This is a genomic window from Amycolatopsis sp. NPDC023774 (assembly GCF_040639695.1).
Classification (GTDB): Bacteria; Actinomycetota; Actinomycetes; order Mycobacteriales; family Pseudonocardiaceae; genus Amycolatopsis.
Genome location: NZ_JBFAAJ010000007.1, coordinates 195,773 through 213,351 on the forward strand (window position 1 = coordinate 195,773; position 17,579 = coordinate 213,351).

Annotated in this window: 14 protein-coding genes; 10 read left to right on the forward strand and 4 right to left on the reverse strand. The window is 70.1% G+C overall.

Going from position 1 to position 17,579, the window contains the following annotated elements:
- Position 1: 1 nt before the first annotated feature.
- Positions 2–994 (forward strand): lysylphosphatidylglycerol synthase transmembrane domain-containing protein, encoded by a 993-nt coding sequence (locus tag AB0F91_RS18540; protein WP_360598753.1) that lies wholly within the window; start codon positions 2–4, stop codon positions 992–994.
- Positions 995–1,136: 142 nt separating this feature from the next.
- On the opposite strand, the gene AB0F91_RS18545 is transcribed toward AB0F91_RS18540, so the two are convergent.
- Complete coding sequence (locus AB0F91_RS18545; protein WP_360598754.1) at positions 1,137–3,068, reverse strand: DUF6541 family protein; 1,932 nt, start codon at positions 3,066–3,068, stop codon at positions 1,137–1,139.
- 292 nt (positions 3,069–3,360) lie between these two features.
- Here AB0F91_RS18545 and AB0F91_RS18550 point away from each other — a divergent pair, with 292 nt between their 5' ends.
- From AB0F91_RS18550 to AB0F91_RS18560, 3 genes are read left to right on the forward strand one after another with little or no spacing between them, the layout of a single operon-like run.
- Entirely contained in the window at positions 3,361–4,899 is a 1,539-nt protein-coding gene (locus AB0F91_RS18550) for a hypothetical protein (protein WP_360598844.1), read from the forward strand.
- Positions 4,896–6,449, forward strand: coding sequence for a hypothetical protein (locus tag AB0F91_RS18555; protein WP_360598755.1), 1,554 nt, complete (start codon positions 4,896–4,898; stop codon positions 6,447–6,449). The genes AB0F91_RS18550 and AB0F91_RS18555 overlap by 4 nt, the downstream gene beginning before the upstream one ends.
- The gene (locus AB0F91_RS18560) at positions 6,332–7,072 is read left to right on the forward strand and encodes a lysophospholipid acyltransferase family protein (protein ID WP_360598756.1); all 741 of its coding nucleotides are present in this window, start codon (positions 6,332–6,334) and stop codon (positions 7,070–7,072) included. Before AB0F91_RS18555 ends, AB0F91_RS18560 begins: the two co-directional genes overlap by 118 nt.
- Before the next feature lie 631 nt (positions 7,073–7,703).
- On the opposite strand, the gene AB0F91_RS18565 is transcribed toward AB0F91_RS18560, so the two are convergent.
- Positions 7,704–8,489: an HAD family hydrolase gene (locus AB0F91_RS18565; protein WP_360598845.1), complete on the reverse strand. Its 786-nt coding sequence runs from the start codon at positions 8,487–8,489 to the stop codon at positions 7,704–7,706.
- Between the two features lie 93 nt (positions 8,490–8,582).
- On the opposite strand from AB0F91_RS18565, the gene AB0F91_RS18570 reads away from it, so the two are divergent.
- Positions 8,583–9,470, forward strand: coding sequence for an LLM class flavin-dependent oxidoreductase (locus tag AB0F91_RS18570; RefSeq protein ID WP_360598757.1), 888 nt, complete (start codon positions 8,583–8,585; stop codon positions 9,468–9,470).
- A gap of 198 nt (positions 9,471–9,668) precedes the next feature.
- Here AB0F91_RS18570 and AB0F91_RS18575 read toward each other — a convergent pair whose 3' ends face one another.
- The gene (locus AB0F91_RS18575; protein ID WP_360598758.1) at positions 9,669–11,681 is read right to left on the reverse strand and encodes a DUF6541 family protein; all 2,013 of its coding nucleotides are present in this window, start codon (positions 11,679–11,681) and stop codon (positions 9,669–9,671) included.
- A gap of 88 nt (positions 11,682–11,769) precedes the next feature.
- Between AB0F91_RS18575 and glf the strand changes: the two genes are divergently transcribed.
- The 5 genes from glf (at position 11,770) to AB0F91_RS18600 (ending at position 16,806) form a co-directional block, all read left to right on the forward strand.
- Positions 11,770–12,993 (forward strand): UDP-galactopyranose mutase, encoded by a 1,224-nt coding sequence (gene glf, locus AB0F91_RS18580; protein WP_360598759.1) that lies wholly within the window; start codon positions 11,770–11,772, stop codon positions 12,991–12,993.
- Positions 12,986–13,546 carry a phosphatase PAP2 family protein gene (locus tag AB0F91_RS18585; RefSeq protein WP_360598760.1) on the forward strand — a complete coding sequence of 187 codons (561 nt, stop codon included), beginning with the start codon at positions 12,986–12,988 and terminating at the stop codon, positions 13,544–13,546. The genes glf and AB0F91_RS18585 overlap by 8 nt, the downstream gene beginning before the upstream one ends.
- Positions 13,543–14,592 (forward strand): decaprenyl-phosphate phosphoribosyltransferase, encoded by a 1,050-nt coding sequence (locus AB0F91_RS18590; protein ID WP_360598761.1) that lies wholly within the window; start codon positions 13,543–13,545, stop codon positions 14,590–14,592. The genes AB0F91_RS18585 and AB0F91_RS18590 overlap by 4 nt, the downstream gene beginning before the upstream one ends.
- 129 nt (positions 14,593–14,721) lie before the next feature.
- Positions 14,722–15,324 carry a hypothetical protein gene (locus AB0F91_RS18595; RefSeq protein WP_360598762.1) on the forward strand — a complete coding sequence of 201 codons (603 nt, stop codon included), beginning with the start codon at positions 14,722–14,724 and terminating at the stop codon, positions 15,322–15,324.
- 96 nt (positions 15,325–15,420) lie between these two features.
- On the forward strand, positions 15,421–16,806 hold the full coding sequence (locus tag AB0F91_RS18600) for a hypothetical protein (RefSeq protein ID WP_360598763.1): 1,386 nt from the start codon (positions 15,421–15,423) through the stop codon (positions 16,804–16,806).
- A gap of 74 nt (positions 16,807–16,880) precedes the next feature.
- Here AB0F91_RS18600 and AB0F91_RS18605 read toward each other — a convergent pair whose 3' ends face one another.
- Complete coding sequence (locus tag AB0F91_RS18605; RefSeq protein ID WP_360598764.1) at positions 16,881–17,423, reverse strand: VC0807 family protein; 543 nt, start codon at positions 17,421–17,423, stop codon at positions 16,881–16,883.
- Between the last annotated feature and the right edge of the window lie 156 nt (positions 17,424–17,579).

Sequence of the window (17,579 nt, forward strand, 5' to 3'; positions counted from 1 at the left end):
AGTGACGACCGTTCGAACGCCTGAGGAGGATTCTCCAGTTCCCTCGAAGTCGAAGAAGGCGGCGAAGTCGACCAAGGCCAAGATCCTCGACGCGGTGCGGTGGCTCGCGATCGTGCTCGTGGTGGCCTTCGCGGCCAAGGCGCTCACCGACAACTGGACCGAGTTCTGGCACACGTTGTCCGATGTGGCCTGGCAGTCGTCGGTGCTCAGCCTCGTCGCGCTGGTCCTGGCGATCATGGTGTCGACCTGGGGCTGGCAAGTCCTGGTCGACGACCTCGGCAAACCCATCGGCTACATCCGCGGCGCGCAGATCTGCCTGGTCGGCTCGCTCGGCAAGTACGTGCCGGGTTCCGTGTGGGCGTACCTGCTGCAGATGGAGCTCGGGCGCAAGGCCGGCCTCGCGCGCGCCCGCATTTTCACGGGCTCGCTGATCCAGCTGGGCGTCGGCGTCGTGTCCGCGCTGGTCGTGTCGCTGCTGGCCGCGCCGGCGGTATTCAGTAACAGCCCGCGCGCGATGTGGCTGTTCGTGCTGATCCCGGTCGGCTTGGCGCTGCTTCACCCGCGCGTGCTGACGTGGGGCACCTCGCTGGTGCTTCGCCTGCTCCGCCGCCCGCCCCTCGAACGGCCCCTGACCTGGGGTGTGGTCCTCAAGGCCTTCGGCGCTTCGACCCTCGCGTGGGTTCTGCAGGGTGTCCACCTGTGGCTCCTGGCCAATTCCGTCGGCGCGCCGGGCTTCAACGGCCTCGTGCTCTGCGTCGGCGCCATGGCCGTCGCGATGACCGTCGGCACCTTCGCCTTCATCCTGCCCAGCGGCATCGGCGTCCGCGAGGTGGCCCAGGTCGCCGTCCTCACGGCCAGCGGCCTCACCGTCGGCCAGGCCACAGCCTTCGCCGTGGCCTCGCGCGTCATGTTCACCGTCGCGGACCTCCTCACGGCGGGTTTCGCCGCAGGCGCCGCGTGGGCAACGACCCGCCGCACAGTCGCGGCTGCCTGACGCGCCGCTGGTCCTGCCTGGCGAGGCCAGTAAGCGCTTACCGTCCTGTCACGGTGGCCTTGATCCACCGCAGGGCGGCGGCGTGCGGGATTGGCCCCGGTGACCGCGGTCGACACCGCAACCGGCTGAAAAACCCGCCGGTTCAGCCCTTCAACCGGTAAATCACGGCATCCGAGTTCCGGTACACCTGCTCCAAGAACGGCAATCCGTCCAGCCCCACCAGCCCCGGCGACACGTACGGCGGGTTCGGCGGCGCCATCGGCCGACCTTGGATCACCCAGTGGATGTTCAAGCGCTTCACAGCCGCACGCACGGCCGGGTCCGTCGCGTAGTCCTTGAAGTGCCGGGCCAGGTACAGGGCGTCGGTCGGCGGTTCGGTGCCGTCGTCGTGGGCGGCGACGGTGCGGACGCCCGTGAGGGCATACGTCCAGACCGTGCCGTCGAAGCGGTCGTTCATCGCCCATTCGCCGGGGGCCGCGAGGTGGCCGAGCTGGACCATCGCGGCTTCCTCGTCGGGCGTGATGGTCTGGTCGTGCGGGTTGGCGGAGCGGTAACCGGGCGCGAGGCGGTCGCCGTTGGTGGTCGCGTAGAGGCCCTTCGTCGCGCCCACGAAGCCCAGCAGCACCAGCACCGCCAGGATCACCGACGGCACGCGCGGCGGCAGGTGCTCGCCGAGCCACTGCTGCAGCGACGCCACGCCGTGGCCGGCGATGAAGGACAGCGGCACGATCGCCATCGAGATGAACCGGTACGGGTCGTCCCACCACGGCCGCGAAAACGCCATCACCAGCGGCGAGTTCGACGACGACACGGCGGCGTACGCGAGTCCGGTGATCAGCGCCGTCACGCCGATCCACCGCAGCTCACCGAGCCGCCGGAAGAAGATGAAGCCCAGCAGCAACGCGGCGGAAAGCCACAGCTGCGGCTTTGGTTCCCAGTGCTGGAAGCCCAGCAACGCGCCGATCGCGTTGGTCGCGCGGCCCTCGCTCGGCCAGCCCAGGTACGGGAGATCGCCGTTGGCCAGCCCGAGCGCGCCGAACAGTTGCAGCCAGGCCACCAGCAACGAGACCACCGCGATCGGCAGTAGCGCGAGTAGGTCGTGCCCGAAGCGGTGCCAGCGCCGGCTCGGCGAGAACCAGCGTTGCAACAGCAGCGGACCGGCGAACAGGATCGCGCCGAACAGCGTCGACGAGTGGACGCACAGCAGCCCGACCGCGGCCGCGACCAGCAGGAACCCGGTGTCGGGCGCCACGCGCTCCAGGTAGCGCCGCAGCACCACGGCCGCCAGCGGCGTCAACGCCAGCCCCAGCAGGAACGGGAACAGCGGCCCGCGGCTCATCGACTCGTACGTGCTCATCACCGGCGCCGCCGACGCGAGCGCCACGGCGCCGGCCAGTACCGCGCGGCCGCGGAACTCGCGCACCAAAACGACCAGCGACAGCGCCAGCAGGCCGGGCAGTACCGCCGTGTTCACGTCGAGCGTCAGCGGGATCGACGACTCACCGGTCAGCGAGTACTGGATGGCTGCGAGCAGGTGGTACGCGTTGGGGTAGAAGGGCGGGTGGGCGTCGCCGTACCAGTTGAGCGTGCCCATGCCGAACAGGCTGCCGTCGCCGGTGGTGGCGATGTAACGCACGCCGTTGGCCGCGTACGGCGCGTCGCCGCCCTGCGCGATCGCGCCGAGATGGCCCATGCCGCGCAGGGCGGCGTAGAACCCGAGCCCGGTCGCCAGCAGCAGGCACACGATCACACCCCACTGGCCGCGCGCGGACCACACCCGCGGTTCCGCCGCCGGCGGCCACCGCCGCACCGTCAGCCGCCTCAGTCCGAACGCGACAGCCACGAACACCACAGTGGTCACGCAGAACGTGAGCGTGTTGAACGGCAGCCCCATCGCCGCGGTCCAGGGCCCCGCGAGGCCGCCGATCGCGTAGCTCAGCAGCGGTGTGAGTCCGGCGAGCACCCAGCCGCGCAGGCCCGCGGCGAGGCCGGTCAGCACGCCGGGCAGGCCGAGCACGAGCAGCAGGACGGCGAGACTCGCCACATCGGACAGCAGCGTGGGTTCGCTCGGCAACGGACTTCCTCGGCTGTGACGGATCCGCTCGGTACCCCCGGGTGGCGGATCGGAATCGGAGTCACAGATTAGCGGGACCGATATACACCCGAACGGCTTATGTCCGGGAAGCGTAGTGAAGCGATTGACTGGACTCTGTGAAGTGAGGGCCGGAACCGTCCGACAACGCTGCGTATTCCGGCCAATCGCTCACTCGAAAGCGAGGTTTCGTCGCGGGGATTCACCGTGGCCGCAGGTGGCAACGGGGTGGCGGCCGGTGGGGACCGGCCGGGGGCTGGAGGCAGGGGGTCGCGTGGTCTACGCGGTCGTGGGGGGCTGGCTGGTGCTGGGTGCGCTCGTCGTGGTGACCTGGCGCCGAATCGCCACCGACGCCGCGTGGCGGGCGTTCGTGGTGGTGCTCGTGCTCGCGTTTTCGCTGGTGCACCAGCTGTTGTTCGCCACCGTGACCGAAGACGCGCTCGTCACCTTCCGTTATGCGCAGAACATCGCCGACGGCAACGGGCCCGTGTTCAATCCCGGTGACCGGAACGAGGGTTACGCGAATTTCCTGTGGCTCGTGGTGATCGCGTTGCCGCGCGCGGCATTCGGCGCGGATATCTCGACGTCGGCCGTTGTGCTGGGTGTTGTCGCGGCGTTGGGGTGCGTTCTCCTTGCGTACTTCCTCACCAATCGCATCATGCGTCTCGCGCTGCCGGAAGGCGCGGAGCCCCAGCCCGCGATCGGGGTCGCGGCCGCCGTGCTGACGGCCGGCGCGAGCGGCCTCGCCGTGTACGGGCCGTCGGGCACTGAGCTGCCGATGTTCGTGCTGCTGGTGCTGGCCGTGGCCAACGCGCTGGTCGCCCGCAGGTCCGTGGTGGCGGGAGTGCTCGTGGCGGGCGCGGTGATGACGCGGCCGGAAGGACTGGTCCTCGCCGTCGTCGCGGGGGTGTGGCTGGCGCTCGCCGCCGTGCGCGGCCGGCACAGCTGGTGGATGCCTGCGGGCTACGTGCTGGGCGCGCTGGTGTTCCTCGTGCCGTGGACGGCTTGGCGCGTCACGTACTACCACCGCTTCCTGCCCGACTCCGCCGTGCGCGTGCTCGGCCCCGACTGGCGCTATCTCGCGGGATTTTCCTTGGCCCACCTGGGTTTTCTGGTGCTCGCGGTTGCCGCCGTGGTGGGGTTGGTGGCCCTGCGCTCGCCCGAACGCGCGGCCGAACCGCGCTCGGCCCTGTGGCTGCCGTTCGCGTTGGCCTTGTGCTTCACGGTTTTCGTGGTCGTGCTCGACGGTGACACCGGACCGTCGTGGCGGCTGCTCGTGCCCGTGCCGCCGCTACTGGCCGTCGCTTCGGTGGGCGCGTACGGCGTGCTGACGGCCGCGAACCCGTCGCCGAAGCCGCGCACGGTGTCGCGGCTGATGCCGGTGGTCGCGGCCGTGTTGACGGGGTTCGCGGTGCTCGTTTCGGTGGTGAGCCCGGACGTGCTCAAGAGCGTGCGCACGTGGCACACGGACAGCGCGCAGCTCGCGGAGGTCGGCGACTGGCTGGCTTCGTACCTGCCGCCGGGCTCGGTGGTGAGTGCCGCCGCGCCGGGCGCCATCGCCAGCCGCGCGGGCTCTCGGCTGGTGGTGGGCACCAATCTGATGCGTGCGACGGTGGCCGTGCCCGAGGAATCCGGCTACGCCAAGAGCCAGCACTGCACCGACGACACCCGCGCCTGGTACCGCCTCGCGACGTTCCGCCGCACCGGCACGCCGTTCTGGATCTCCGTGTACCCGCGCGCGGACGAGGCCGGCCTGCTCATCGATTACCTCGATCGAGCACCGGACTTCCAGTACGTATCGTGCCCGGGATGACGCTGGTGCGCCGGTCCACGACCCTCGGGTTGGGGGTCTTCGGCGTGTCCCTGGCCGTGCTGCTGGTGCGCTTCCTCGTGCCGCGCCCCGTGTCCATGTCCGACAACGGCGACGGCTTCCGCGTTCTGTGCGGTGCCGGGATCAAGCGGATCAGCAAGCCGGAGAAGTACGTCCACCTGGTGTACGAGGCCACACCCGGGGGCTGCGACCCGACGTACCAGCTGAGCCAGAGCTGGCTCGCCCGGCTGGCGGTGGCGTTCGGGGCGCGCTCGGAGCTGAGCCTGGTCGTGCTCGGGGTGATTTCCTCGGTCGTCGCCGCGGCAGCGGTGGCCGCGGTGGTGGCCGGGTTGCCCTACCGGCTGCGGGTGCGGTTGTCCGTCGCCGTCGGTTTGCTGCTGGTGGTGGCGGATTCGGCGTTCTTCGGCTACTTCTCGTCCACTTTGGGCGAGGGGACGGCATTTCTCGGTCTGCTGCTGGCCGTCGGCGGTCTGCTGCTGATGGGACGGCGGTGGCTCCGGGTCGGTGCCGCGGTGACCATCGTCGGCGGGTTGATGGCGGTGAACGCCAAGGTGCAGACGTTGATGGTCTTGCCGTTGCTGATCATCGCGGTGCTGCTGGTGACACGTTCGCGGTGGCTGCCGGGCGTTCTCGTGGTTCTTGCTCTGGCCGGCGGGACTTGGTGGGCCCAGGCGGCGGTCACCCCGGCTGTCGCTCCTGACGGCACGGCGTCCGCGCGTCCTGGCGATGACTCGCGCGAGATCAACATGGTGAACACGGTGTTCCTGAACATCGTCGATGGCCACCACGACACCACTGCGGATCTGGCGTCGCTCGGCCTGCCGCCGTCGTTCGGGCAGTACGCGGCCAACGGCTGGTGGCACCCGCATCCCGTGACGTTGGATCCGCAGTACGCGCAGTACCGGGACCGCTTGAGCCGGCGCAACGTCGTGAAGTGGTTCGCCACCCACCCCGACCGCACCCTGGGCGTCCTCCACCGCGCGGCGGGCGATCTGCTCGCGGCGCGGCCTCCGTACCTGGCCTCCTTCGACGCCTCGGCCGGCTTGACACCGGCGGCGCAGGAGTACCGGGTGCCGCTGTGGTCGGGCCTGACGGGGCTGCTGGCGCACCTGGGCTTGTTCGCCCTGGTGCCCGTGTGGCTCCTCGTCGGCTGGCGCGCGTGGCGCCACCGGCGGGCCGCGCTGGGCGTGGCCCTCGCGCTCCTCCTGACCAGTGCGGTGGGTCAGTTCGTCGTCGCCGCTCTGGGCGACGGGATCGAGAACGTGAAGCACCAGGTCGTCGCCTTGTTCTGCACGCTGGTGGCGGTGGTGCTCGGCTGTTGCCCGGCGGTGGCGAAAGTTCCCGAACGACGGGTTTCGTGCCGACGATCACGTTGCGTAGCCACGAGAAACCTACGGTCCCGTAGCCTCGCGGTATGGCTGACTTCGTGTACCCGCCCGTGCTGGTTGCCGCGCGGACGATGTTCCGGGTGCTGGACAACCGCATCCGCATCGAGGGCGCGGAGCACGTGCCGACGCGCGGCGGGGCGGTGATCGCGTGCACGCACGTCAGCTACCTGGACTTCATCTATTGCGGCCTGGGTGCGCGGCCCGCCAAGCGGCTGGTGCGATTCATGGCCAAGCACGAGATCTTCGCGAACCGCGTGGCGGGACCGTTGATGCGGGGGATGCACCACATTCCCGTCGACCGCTCGGCCGGCCAGGCTTCGTACGACGAGGCCGTCGCCCGGCTGCGTGCGGGGGAGGTGGTGGGCGTGTTCCCGGAGGCGACGATCAGCCGTTCCTTCACGGTGAAGGACTTGAAAACGGGCGCCGTGCGGATGGCCGCGGAGGCCGGGGTGCCCATCGTGCCGATGGCGCTGTGGGGCACGCAGCGCCTGTGGACGAAGGGCCACCCGAAGAACCTGACGCGGCGCCACGTGCCCATCTCGATCCTGCTCGGCACCCCGATACGTCCCGGAGCCGGCGACGACTGCGAAGCGGGGACCGCCGAACTCCGCTCCCGCCTCTCGGAGCTGCTCGACCGCGCCCAGGCGGACTACCCGGAATCCCCCGCGCCCTCCGAACGCTGGTGGCTCCCCGCCCACCTGGGCGGCACCGCCCCCACCCCGGAGGATGCCGCAGCGCTGGACGCCCGCCCCGCCGGCCGGGAGTGACTCGCCACTTCGGCCGGCAAGTCGCCATGTCGATTGGCAAGTGAAAGCGGTGCGAGGTAAGTCGCCGCCGAGGTCGCAAGCCAGGGTCCCAGCGGCAGGCCCCGTGCCGTGGCAAGTGCTCCGGTGAGCGGCAAGTCGGCCAGCTGGTTGGCAAGCAGCCCGCTCCGATGGCAATTCGCCACCTCGGCTGGCAATCGGGATGCCTGGCGAGTTGCCAGTTGAGCTGGAGTTTGCCCGTCGGAGGCCATGCCTCCGCCCGAGCCGGCACGCCTCACCAACTTGCGGCAAGCCCGGCCCTCGAGTGGCAAGCCCATCCGCGAAATGGCAAGCCAGCGTCCTATCGGCAAAGCCGGCAACCCCGGCTCACGAACGGCAAACTCGCTGGTGGATGGCAAGGCGTCAGGTCAGTTGGCAAGGGGAGTGCGGCGGGCAAGTCGCCGCTGAGGTGGCAAACCAGGTCCCCAGCGGTGAGCCTCGTGCCAAGGCAAGTGCGCCGGCGAGTGGCAAGTCGGCCAGCTGGTGGGCAACTCAGATCACCAGGTGGCAAGCCGCGGCACGAAGTGGCAAGCCGCCGTTCCGAATGGCAAGGCCCGCAGCAATCGGCAAGACGCCAGCGCGACTGGCAAGACGCCTAGAACCAGCGCTCCAAAACCTGCGCCACGCCGTCCTCCGCGGCAGGTCCGGTCGCCTCGTCCGCCACTTCCAGGACCGCGCGGTGACCGTCCGCCATCGCGACCCCGTGCCCGGCCCACTGCAGCATCTCCACGTCGTTGGGCATGTCACCAAAGGCGATCACCCGCTCAACCGGCACCGAAAGCCGCTCAGCGACATCCGCCAACCCCGTCGCCTTCGTGACCCCGTGCGCCGACAGTTCGATCAGCCCACCCGACGACGAGTACGTGATGTCCACCGCCCCGTCCAGCACCGCCCGCGCCGCCGCCGCCATTTCTTCCGAGCCGAGGCCCCGGTGGCTGATCAGCAGCTTGATCGCCGAGTGCCCCAGCACCTCGGCGCGCGGGGCCGTCCGGCCCTCGCCGTCGCCCCACGGGTTCCGGTACTCGGGCTCGATCACGAAACTCCGGGCATTCGTGCTGATCCGCTCCGCAGCCAGCCGGCAGCCCGGCAGCGCCTTGTCCAGCGCCGAGGCGAGGTCGTGCAGCAACGGCGGTGCCAAAGAACCGTGCACCGCCACCACCTCCGAAGTGGCGATGTCCAGCAGCACCGCGCCGTTCGCGCACACCGCATACCCCGTCAGTCCCAGCGGCCCCGCGATCGGCGGGATCCACCGCGGCGGCCGGCCGGTGCACAGGACGAACGGAACGCCGTCGGCGCGAACCCGTCGCACGACTTCGATGGTGCGGTCGGAAAGGACTTCGGTGGGGCCGAGCAGGGTGCCGTCGACGTCGGACGCGATCAAGCGGGGTTTCTCCACGCGCCCATTGTCCCCGAACCGGGCACGGGCACCGCCCGTTCGAGCGAATGTCGGTGGTTGCCGATACCGTCGACCCTCGTGCGAGCAGGCATCGTGATCCTTCCGGAAGATCGTTGGTGGGCGGCCGAGCCCAAGTGGCGGGCCGCTGAGGAGTACGGCTTCGACCACGCGTGGACCTACGACCACCTGGGCTGGAGATCCCTGGTCGACGGCCCGTGGTTCTCCGCCGTGCCCACCCTCACGGCCGCCGCCATGGTCACGTCCACCATCCGGCTGGGCACGTTCGTCGCGTCGCCCGTGGCGCGGCACCCGGTGCCGTTCGCGCGTGAGCTGATCACCCTCGACGACGTGTCCGACGGCCGCTTCGTGCTGGGCATCGGCGCGGGCGTGGACGCGAAGAGCTACGACGTGCAGGTGCTCGGCGCGCCCGACTACACGCCGAAGCAGCGCGCCGACCGCTTCACTGAATTCGTCGAATCGCTCGACGGCCTGCTGATGACCGACCGCTTCGACTTCGAGGGCGAGTACTACCGGGCCCACGGCGCCCGCAACCTCCCCGGCACCGTGCAGCGTCCGCGGTTGCCGTTCGTGGTCGCGGCCAACGGACCGCGCACGATGACGCTGGCCGCGCGCTTCGGCGCCGGCTGGGCCACCACCGGCCGCGGCGGCGCGACCACCGACGAGTGGTGGCAGGGCATCGCCGAGCTCAGCCGCGTGTTCGACGAGCGCCTCGACGCAGCCGGCCGCGAGCGCGACTCCGTGCACCGCTACCTGAGCCTCGACGCGGCGCCCGTCTTCTCGCTGAGCAGCGTGGAAGCGTTCCGTGAAGCCGTCGAACGCTCGCGCGAGCTGGGCTTCACCGACGTCATCGCGCACTGGCCGCGCTCGAGTGGCCCGTACGAGGGCCACGAGTCCGTGCTGGAGCAGGTCGTGGAGAACGTGCTGCCCACGCTCAAGGACAACTAGGCCGTTCAGGTGACCTTCACCCCGTCGGGAAACCGATTTCCCGACCCGGGCGTCAAGCAGTCGAGAAGAGGGGGAGGCGGCCCTTCACCGGGCCGCTCTTCTCACCCGTGAGCACCCCGGGGGTGCTGGGGAATGGGAGGTCCTCGTGGCCGCGGCCGGGGCAGCCGCGGTCACGAGGCTCCGAAAACCTCCACAGAATCACTTCACGATCGTGTAGATCACCGCGCCGGCATTCCGGTAGTCCACCCGCAGGAAATCGCGCCCGTCCAGCCCCTGCAGCCCGGGCGCGATCGGTGTGTCCTTCCGGATCGTGCCGCTGCCCACCAGTACGTGGTGCACGTCCAGCCGACGCACGGCGTCGCGCACGCGCGGGTCCGTGGCGTAGTCGCGGAAGTGCAGGGCCAGGTACACGGCGTCGGGCGACACGCGCCCGCCCCCGTCGTAGTGGCCGGCCACCGGGTGCACGCCGGCGATCGCGTACATCCACGCGGTGCCGTCCATGCGGTCGTTGAGCACCTTCTCCCGCGCGGGAATCCCCATCGTGCCGAGGTGTTCCATGGCGGTGATCTCGTCGGCGCTCACGGGCGGCGTCACCTCGCCCTCGGGCCCGTTGTAGTACAGGTACGAGACAGCCGTCGCGTTCGCGTTGCGGTAGAACCCGCCGGTCAGCACGGCCATCGCGGCCACCACGACCACGGCCGTCACCAGGCCGAGCCGCGCCAGCACCTGCGGCCGCGAGCGCACCCACGTGCCGCTGCGGGCCAGGCGCGCGATCCACCGCTGCAGCTCCGCCATGCCGTGGCCCGCGAGCAGGCACAGCGGGATCGCGGCCAGCGCCATCAGGCGGTACCGGTCGTTCCACCACGGCCGCGACAGCGACACCACCCACGGCAGGTAGCCGTAGCAGGTGACCAGCACGAAGAACCCCGAAAGCCCGATCGCCGAGAGCAGCACCCAGCGCATCCGCCGCAGCGTGAAAAACATGAGCGTGCCCAGCGCGAGCAGCACCGTCAGCCAGACCTGGGGCCGGCTGAGCACCTGCTGGAACGTCACGAGCAGCTTCAGCGCCAGCGGGATCGGCAGGTTCGAGTTCCACGAGTAGTACGGGTATGCGCCGGAGGTGAACCCGATCGCGCCCAGGATCTGCGGCGCCGCCAGCACCCCGCTGACCACCAGCACCGGCAGTATCCGCAACACGTCGCCCAGGATCACGCGCCACGCCGGCGTCTCGTGAGCCACGCCGTCCACGCGCTTGCGCCGCAGCGACCGGTACCAGCGCTGCACCACCAGCGGCAACGCGAACAGCACCGCGCCGAACAGCGCGCTCGAGTGCGCCGCGAGCAGCCCGTCGGCCGTCAGCGCCAGGATCAGGCCCGTGTCCACACCGGGGCGCACCAGGAACCGCTGCAGCGCCACCACGGCCAGCGGCGTCAGGACGATGCCCAGCGCGTAGGGCAGCAGCCCGCTCGACACGGACTCGTACGCGCCGGTCGTGGCGGCCGCCGCGACCAGCGCCGTGCAGCCCGCGTACACCGCGCGCCCGCCGAGCTGGCGGATCAGCGCCACCATCGACAGCGCGAACAGGCCCGCGACCGGCATGGTGATGGCGTTGAGCGTGACCGGGACGCTCGTGCCCGAGATCTGGTAGACCAGCGCGCCGACCAGGTGGTACGCGTTCGGGTAGAACGAGCCGTCGGGGTACCAGTTGATGGTGCCCATGCCGGTGAGCGAGCCGTCGCCGGTGTCGGCGATGTAGCGGATGCCGTTCGCGTGGAACACGGTGTCCCAGCGTTGGAAGACGGCCGTCGTGCCGCCGCGCGCCGAGAGCACGACGGCGATCGAGAGGCCGACGGCCACGACCAGGCACCCGGCCACGGCCCAGTGCGCCCGTTTGCTCCACTCGATCGGCGGCTCCTCCGCGCCCGGCCGCAGCCGGCCGCCGGCCATCAGCAGCCGCCGTACGCCGTACGCGAGAGCCGCCAGGCCCACGGTGCACAGGGCGGCGGATCCGACGTTGTACGGGAGCCCGACATCGGCGAGCCACGGGCCGGCCAGACCCGTCACGGCGTAGCTGAGCAGCGGCGCGAGGCCGGCCAGCGCCCAGCCGCGCACTCCGGCGGCCCAGCCCACCAGGCCGCCGGGTATCGCCAGCACGGCCAGGTAGGTGACGACCGCTACCAAGTAGCTCCCCAAGGTGTCCGGTGCAGGCATGCTTCTCACGTGTGTCGGTGCGGTACGGCCGTCGGTATGCCGAGGTCGGTTCGGGCCACGGTGTCAGGACTGCGTACCCTGGGCGCCCGTGAGCGAGCACACGAACCCCGCCAAGATTACTGAACACGAGTTCGCCGGCTACGACCTCGTCGTCGTCGGGTCCGGTTTCTTCGGGCTGACCGTCGCCGAGCGGGCCGCGGCCGAGCTCGGCAAGAAGGTTCTGGTGCTCGAGCGCCGGAGCCACCTCGGCGGCAACGCCTACTCCGAGGCCGACCCCGAGACCGGTATCGAGGTGCACAAGTACGGTGCGCACCTGTTCCACACCTCGAACAAGCGCGTGTGGGAGTACGTCAACCGCTTCACCGAGTTCACCGGCTACCAGCACCGGGTGTTCGCCAAGGTCAAGGACCAGGTCTACTCGTTCCCGATGAACCTGGGCCTGATCAACCAGTTCTTCGGCAAATCCCACACCCCGGACGAGGCCCGCGAGCTCATCGCCAAGCAGGCGTCCGAGTTCCAGACCGACGCCGCCGAGAACCTCGAGGAAAAGGCCATCTCGCTGGTCGGCCGTCCGCTGTACGAGGCCTTCATCCGCGGGTACACCGCGAAGCAGTGGGAGAACGACCCCAAGAACCTGGGCGCGAACATCATCACGCGCCTGCCGGTCCGCTACACGTTCGACAACCGGTACTTCAACGACACCTACGAGGGTCTGCCCGTCAACGGGTACACCGCGTGGCTCGAGAAGATGGCCGAGCACGAGAACATCGAGATCCGCCTGAACGTCGACTACTTCGACGTGCGCGACCAGATCCCGGCAGGTACCCCCACCGTGTACACCGGGCCGCTGGACCGCTACTTCGACTACTCGGCGGGCCGGTTCACCTGGCGCACCGTCGACTTCGAGTCCGAGGTCGCGCCCACCGGTGACTTCCAGGGCGCCCCGGTCGTGAACTACAACGACCAGGAAGTGCCCTACACCCGCATCATCGAGTTCCGCCACTTCCACCCGGAGCGGGACTACCCGAAGGACAAGACGGTCATCTTCCGCGAGTTCTCGCGCTTCGCGACGGAAGACGACGAGCCGTACTACCCGATCAACACGCCGGAGAACCGCGAGAAGCTCGAGAGCTACCGCGAGCTGGCCAAGGCCGAGGCGCGCGAGAGGAACGTGCTGTTCGGCGGCCGGCTGGGCACGTACAAGTACCTCGACATGCACATGGCGATCGGTTCGGCGCTGTCGATGTTCGACAACAAGATCGCGCCGCACCTCACCGACGGTGCGCCGCTCGACGGGTCGATCGATGCTTGAGCAGGCCGCCGCGCCGGTTGACGCCGGCACGACCGGCACGCCACCTGCGGGCCCGACCACCGGCGAAGTCGCCGTGTTGTCCCAGACCCAGCGCTTCCTGAAGAAGCCGGGCACGGTGCAGGTCGCGCGCGGGATGTCGCTGTTCGGCGAGCACAGCGCGGGCTGGTTCGCGCTCGGCCTGATCGGCGCCGCGGTGGACAAGCCTCGGCGCAAGGACTGGCTCGTCGCGTCCGCCGGCGTCGTCGGCGCGCACGCCGCCTCCATCGTGGTGAAACGGGTGGTCAGGCGGCGTCGTCCGGACCATCCGAGCGTCGAGGTTCTCGTCGGCACGCCGAGCAAACTGAGCTTCCCGTCTTCGCACGCGACGTCCACGACGGCGGCGGCAGTGCTCTACTCGGGACTCACCGGGCGTAACCTGGTCCCCGCCCTCGTACCGCCGATGCTGGCCTCACGGCTGCTGCTCGGCGTCCACTATCCGACCGACGTACTGGCCGGTGCGGCCCTGGGAGGCCTCGTCGGTGGTCTGATCCGACGGAAGCTGAAGCGACGATGAGCGAAACGACCGACGAGCGTGCCGAGAACGCGACCGACCCGGCCGAATCCGCGCAGGCGGACGAAGCCGTGAAGGTCGAGACTGAGGAGGCTGCCGCTGACTCGGCCGCGTCCTCTGCTGCCGTTTCGGAGCCGGCGACCCCGGCCGCCGCTTCGGCCGGCACGAACCCCGTGGCGCTGCTGCTGGGCGTGATCAAGACTGCGCGCCCGAAGCAGTGGGTGAAGAACGTGCTGGTGTTCGCCGCACCGTTCTTCGCGTTCTCGAAGGCGACCAACCGCACCGAGCTGGTCATCGACGCGCTGATCGCGTTCGTGGCCTTCTCGCTGACGGCCTCGTCGGTCTACCTCATCAACGACGCCGTCGACGTCGACGCCGACCGCGCCCATCCGACGAAGCGCAACCGGCCCATCGCGGCCGGCGTCGTGCCGGTGCCGGTGGCCTACGCCGCCGCGGTGGTGTTCTTCCTGGCCGGTCTCGCGGTGTCGTTCACCGCGAGCTGGGAGCTGGCCGTGGTGCTCGGCGTGTACGAAGCCGTGCAGCTCGGGTACTGCTTCGGGCTCAAGCACCAGCCGGTGGTGGACCTCGCGATCGTCGGCTCGGGCTTCCTGATGCGCTCCATCGCCGGTGGTGTCGCCGGCGGGATCGCCATGTCGCAGTGGTTCCTGCTGGTCACGGCGTTCGGCTCGCTGTTCATGGTCGCGGGCAAGCGCTACGCCGAGATCATGCTGTTCGAACGCACGGGCGCGAAGATCCGGTCGTCACTGAAGAAGTACTCGGCGAGTTACCTGCGGTTCGTGTGGGCGACGTCGGCCGCCATTCTGATCATGTCGTACTGCCTGTGGGCCTTCGAAATCCGGCAGGCGGAGCACGATTCGCTGTGGGCCGTCGTGTCGATGGTGCCGTTCGTGATCGCTGTGCTGCGGTATGCGGTGGACGTCGACGGCGGCAACGCCGGGGCGCCGGACGAGATCGCGTTGCGGGACCGGGTACTGCAGGTGCTCGGGCTGGCTTGGGTCGTGACGTTGTTCTTGTCGTTCTATCTGTGAGCCGTTTTACCTGTGAATTGCGCTGGATTTTAGACAGCTGAGTATCAGGCTGCGCACAGCAATACCGGTCATCCTCGGAGGTGGGGGCGGGCAGGCCGCTCGTTCCCACTTCAGCCGGAGGAGCCGAAGATGAGTGACCAGGTCCCGCTGGAGCAGTCCGGTGACCTTGTTACGCCGCGGGATGCGCCGGTGGAGAGTTCGCAGGCGGGTAGTGCTGCTGGTGGTTCTGGGGAAGATGCGCGGGTGACCGCGGAGAACCAGCAGCAAGGGGTGGGTGCCGGCGAGCCGCAGGCGCCTGGGCCGCAGCAGGCCCCGCCGGGACAGCAGCAGCCCGGGGCTCCGCAGCCGGGAATGCCGCAGCCTGGAATGCAGCAGCCTGGAATGCAGCAGCCCGGAATGCCGCAGCAGCCGTACGGTCAGCAGCCGCCGCCTGGTGCGTGGGGCGCACCGCAGCCGGTTCGCCGGCCCGGCGGGTTCCGCCGGTTCGCAGGCAACCGGGTGACCCAGCTGGTCGGCGTCGGCGTCCTCGGGCTGCTCGTCGGCGGCGGCATCGTCGGCGGTGTCATGGCTGCGACTCAGCACGACGGGCGGCCGGGGATGTCGCACTTCCGTGACGGTGGCGGCGGCGGGTACCGCGAGTTCCGTGGTGGGCCCGGGTTTGGGCAGGGCGGGCCTGGTGGTCCCGGTGGGACGGGTACCAGCAACGGAACTGGTACTGGTTACGGGATCTGATCGCTCGATCCCGGGCGAGGCCGTGCGCGGCTGAACGGGCCATGCCTCGGGAGTAGGTCACAGGAAGATCACGGCGGTTGTGTACGGTGTCGCGTGATGCGAAGCGACACCGTTGTCCGGCCGGCCATCGACAGGTGGCTGCCGTTCGGTGTCGCGGCCGTGTCAGCCGCCGTGTTTCTTCTGGCCAGCCGGCATTTGGTCGACGACGCGTACGTCACGTTGTCCTACGCGCGCAACCTCGCCCTGCACGGCCACTGGGGCCTCGTCGAGCAGGGCACGGCTAACACGGCCACCTCACCGCTGCACGTGGCCGCCGTGGCCGCCGTGACGGTCGTCGTGCGCGATGCGGTGGCCGGCGCCGGCGTGGTGTTCGTGGCCGCGCAAGTGCTGCTCACGACAGGACTCGGAAGACTCGCTGAAAAAACCGGCCTCCCCCGCCAGTTCGTGCTGCTCGCCTACGCCGCCTTGCTGCTCAACCCGCTCCTCGTGTCGGCGGTCGGGCTGGAGGTGTTGCCGGCGGCGGCCGGGGTGGTGTGGGTGCTGGTGTTCGCGGTGGAACGCCGGCCGGCGGCGCTCGGGTTCGCAGCGGGGACGCTCGTGCTCGTGCGGGTCGATCTGCTGGTGGTCGCGCTGGTGGTGTTCGTGGCGCGGCCGAGGTTCTGGGAGGGCATCTGGCGGACGACCTTCGCGGCCCTTGTCGTCGCGGTGCCGTGGTTCGCGTTCAGCTGGTTCCTGCTCGGGTCGGCGGTGCCGGACACCGTCGTCTTTCAGCAGCCCACGGTGCCGTGGCTCGACTTTCCCGCCGCCACGCTGGTTTCGTTTCTGCCGGTGCCGCTCGCGGTGATCGGGGCGTTGGCCCGGCGGGACGAAACCATTCGGCCGTTCGCCGTACTCGCGGGGGCCGGGATCGTGCACGCGGTGGTCGTCGCGTCGCCCAACCCGTGGTCGTACGCGCCCGCGATCGTTGGTGCGACGGTTTTTCTCGCGGCGTGGATTTGCGTGACGCCGCACCGCGTCCCGGCGACGGCGGCGGCCGGGCTGGCGCTCGCCGTCGCGATCGGCGTGTATGTGGCGCCCGGTCTGCCGCGACGGTTCGCGCCGATCACGGGCAACCTCGCGGCGACGGATGAGTACCGCGAGATCGGCCCGCAGCTGGCCACCCTGGCGAAGGGGCGCGCAGTGGAGAGTCCCGGTGAAGCGGGCGCGCTCGCGTACGCGTGCGATTGTCATCTGGTTGGCGAGTTCTCCGACCGCGGCGCCGTCGATCCGGCCATCACCGAGGCGAAGCTGGGCAGCAACGAGCTCGGCCGTGCCCTGATCGAAGCCAACTTTCACCACTTCGACCACGGCGTCGCGCCCACGACGCCGGACCTCGTGCTCGAAACGACGCCGCTCGCGCCTCCGCCGACGGCGCTGGCGGCGTGGACCATCGACTCACCTGGCGCGGGCACGCAGCACCTCTTCCTGGCGCCGGCGCGCTAGCAGCAGCACCACTCGCGGGAGCCCAAGTGGTGAAGCGGAGCGCGATCTCGTTCAGTGCCCCACGGCGGGACTCCTCAGCGCACGGGTGCGGGGCGCCGGATCACCGTCCGCATCGAACCCTCGCGCACGAGCAGTACCTGCGTCACCACCTGCAGGAGCACGAAGAACACGATCGACACCACCGTGTCCAGCGCGGGTACGTCGTCGATGGGCAGCGTGTACGCCATGGTGATGCTCACGCCGCTGTGCAGCAGCCCGCCGACGCCCCAGACCACGGCGAGCACTCGCCGCAGCCGCCGGAACGACGGCCGCCGCTCCCACGCGTCGTCGAGCTGCTCGCCCTTGCCCGGCAGCAGCGCGCGGGCGGCCTCGTAGGTGGCCGGCCGACGGCCGATGACCAGGCTCGCCAGCAGCCAGACGCCGGCGAGCGAGCTGCACCACGCGTTGCGCACCAGCAGCAGCCGCGCGTCGCCGGCGAGCAGCGTCGTCACCACGCTCACGGCGACGATCGCCAGCACGAACGAGCCGATCCCGTCCACGCACCGCCGCGTGACGGCTGTGTAGAGCACGCGCAACGCCGGCGGCAGACCGCTCAGCAGCAGCGCCCACCCGGGCACCACGCCGAAGGCCCGCAGCAGGTAGTAGGCCCCCGACCGGTGCGGCGACGTCGATAAGCACGGCGAACGCGGACGAACGGAAGTCTTTACCCATACGTCCGAGTCTGCGGGGGAACGCGGGCCGGAACCATCGTCGGTCCGGCCACCCGGCATCCA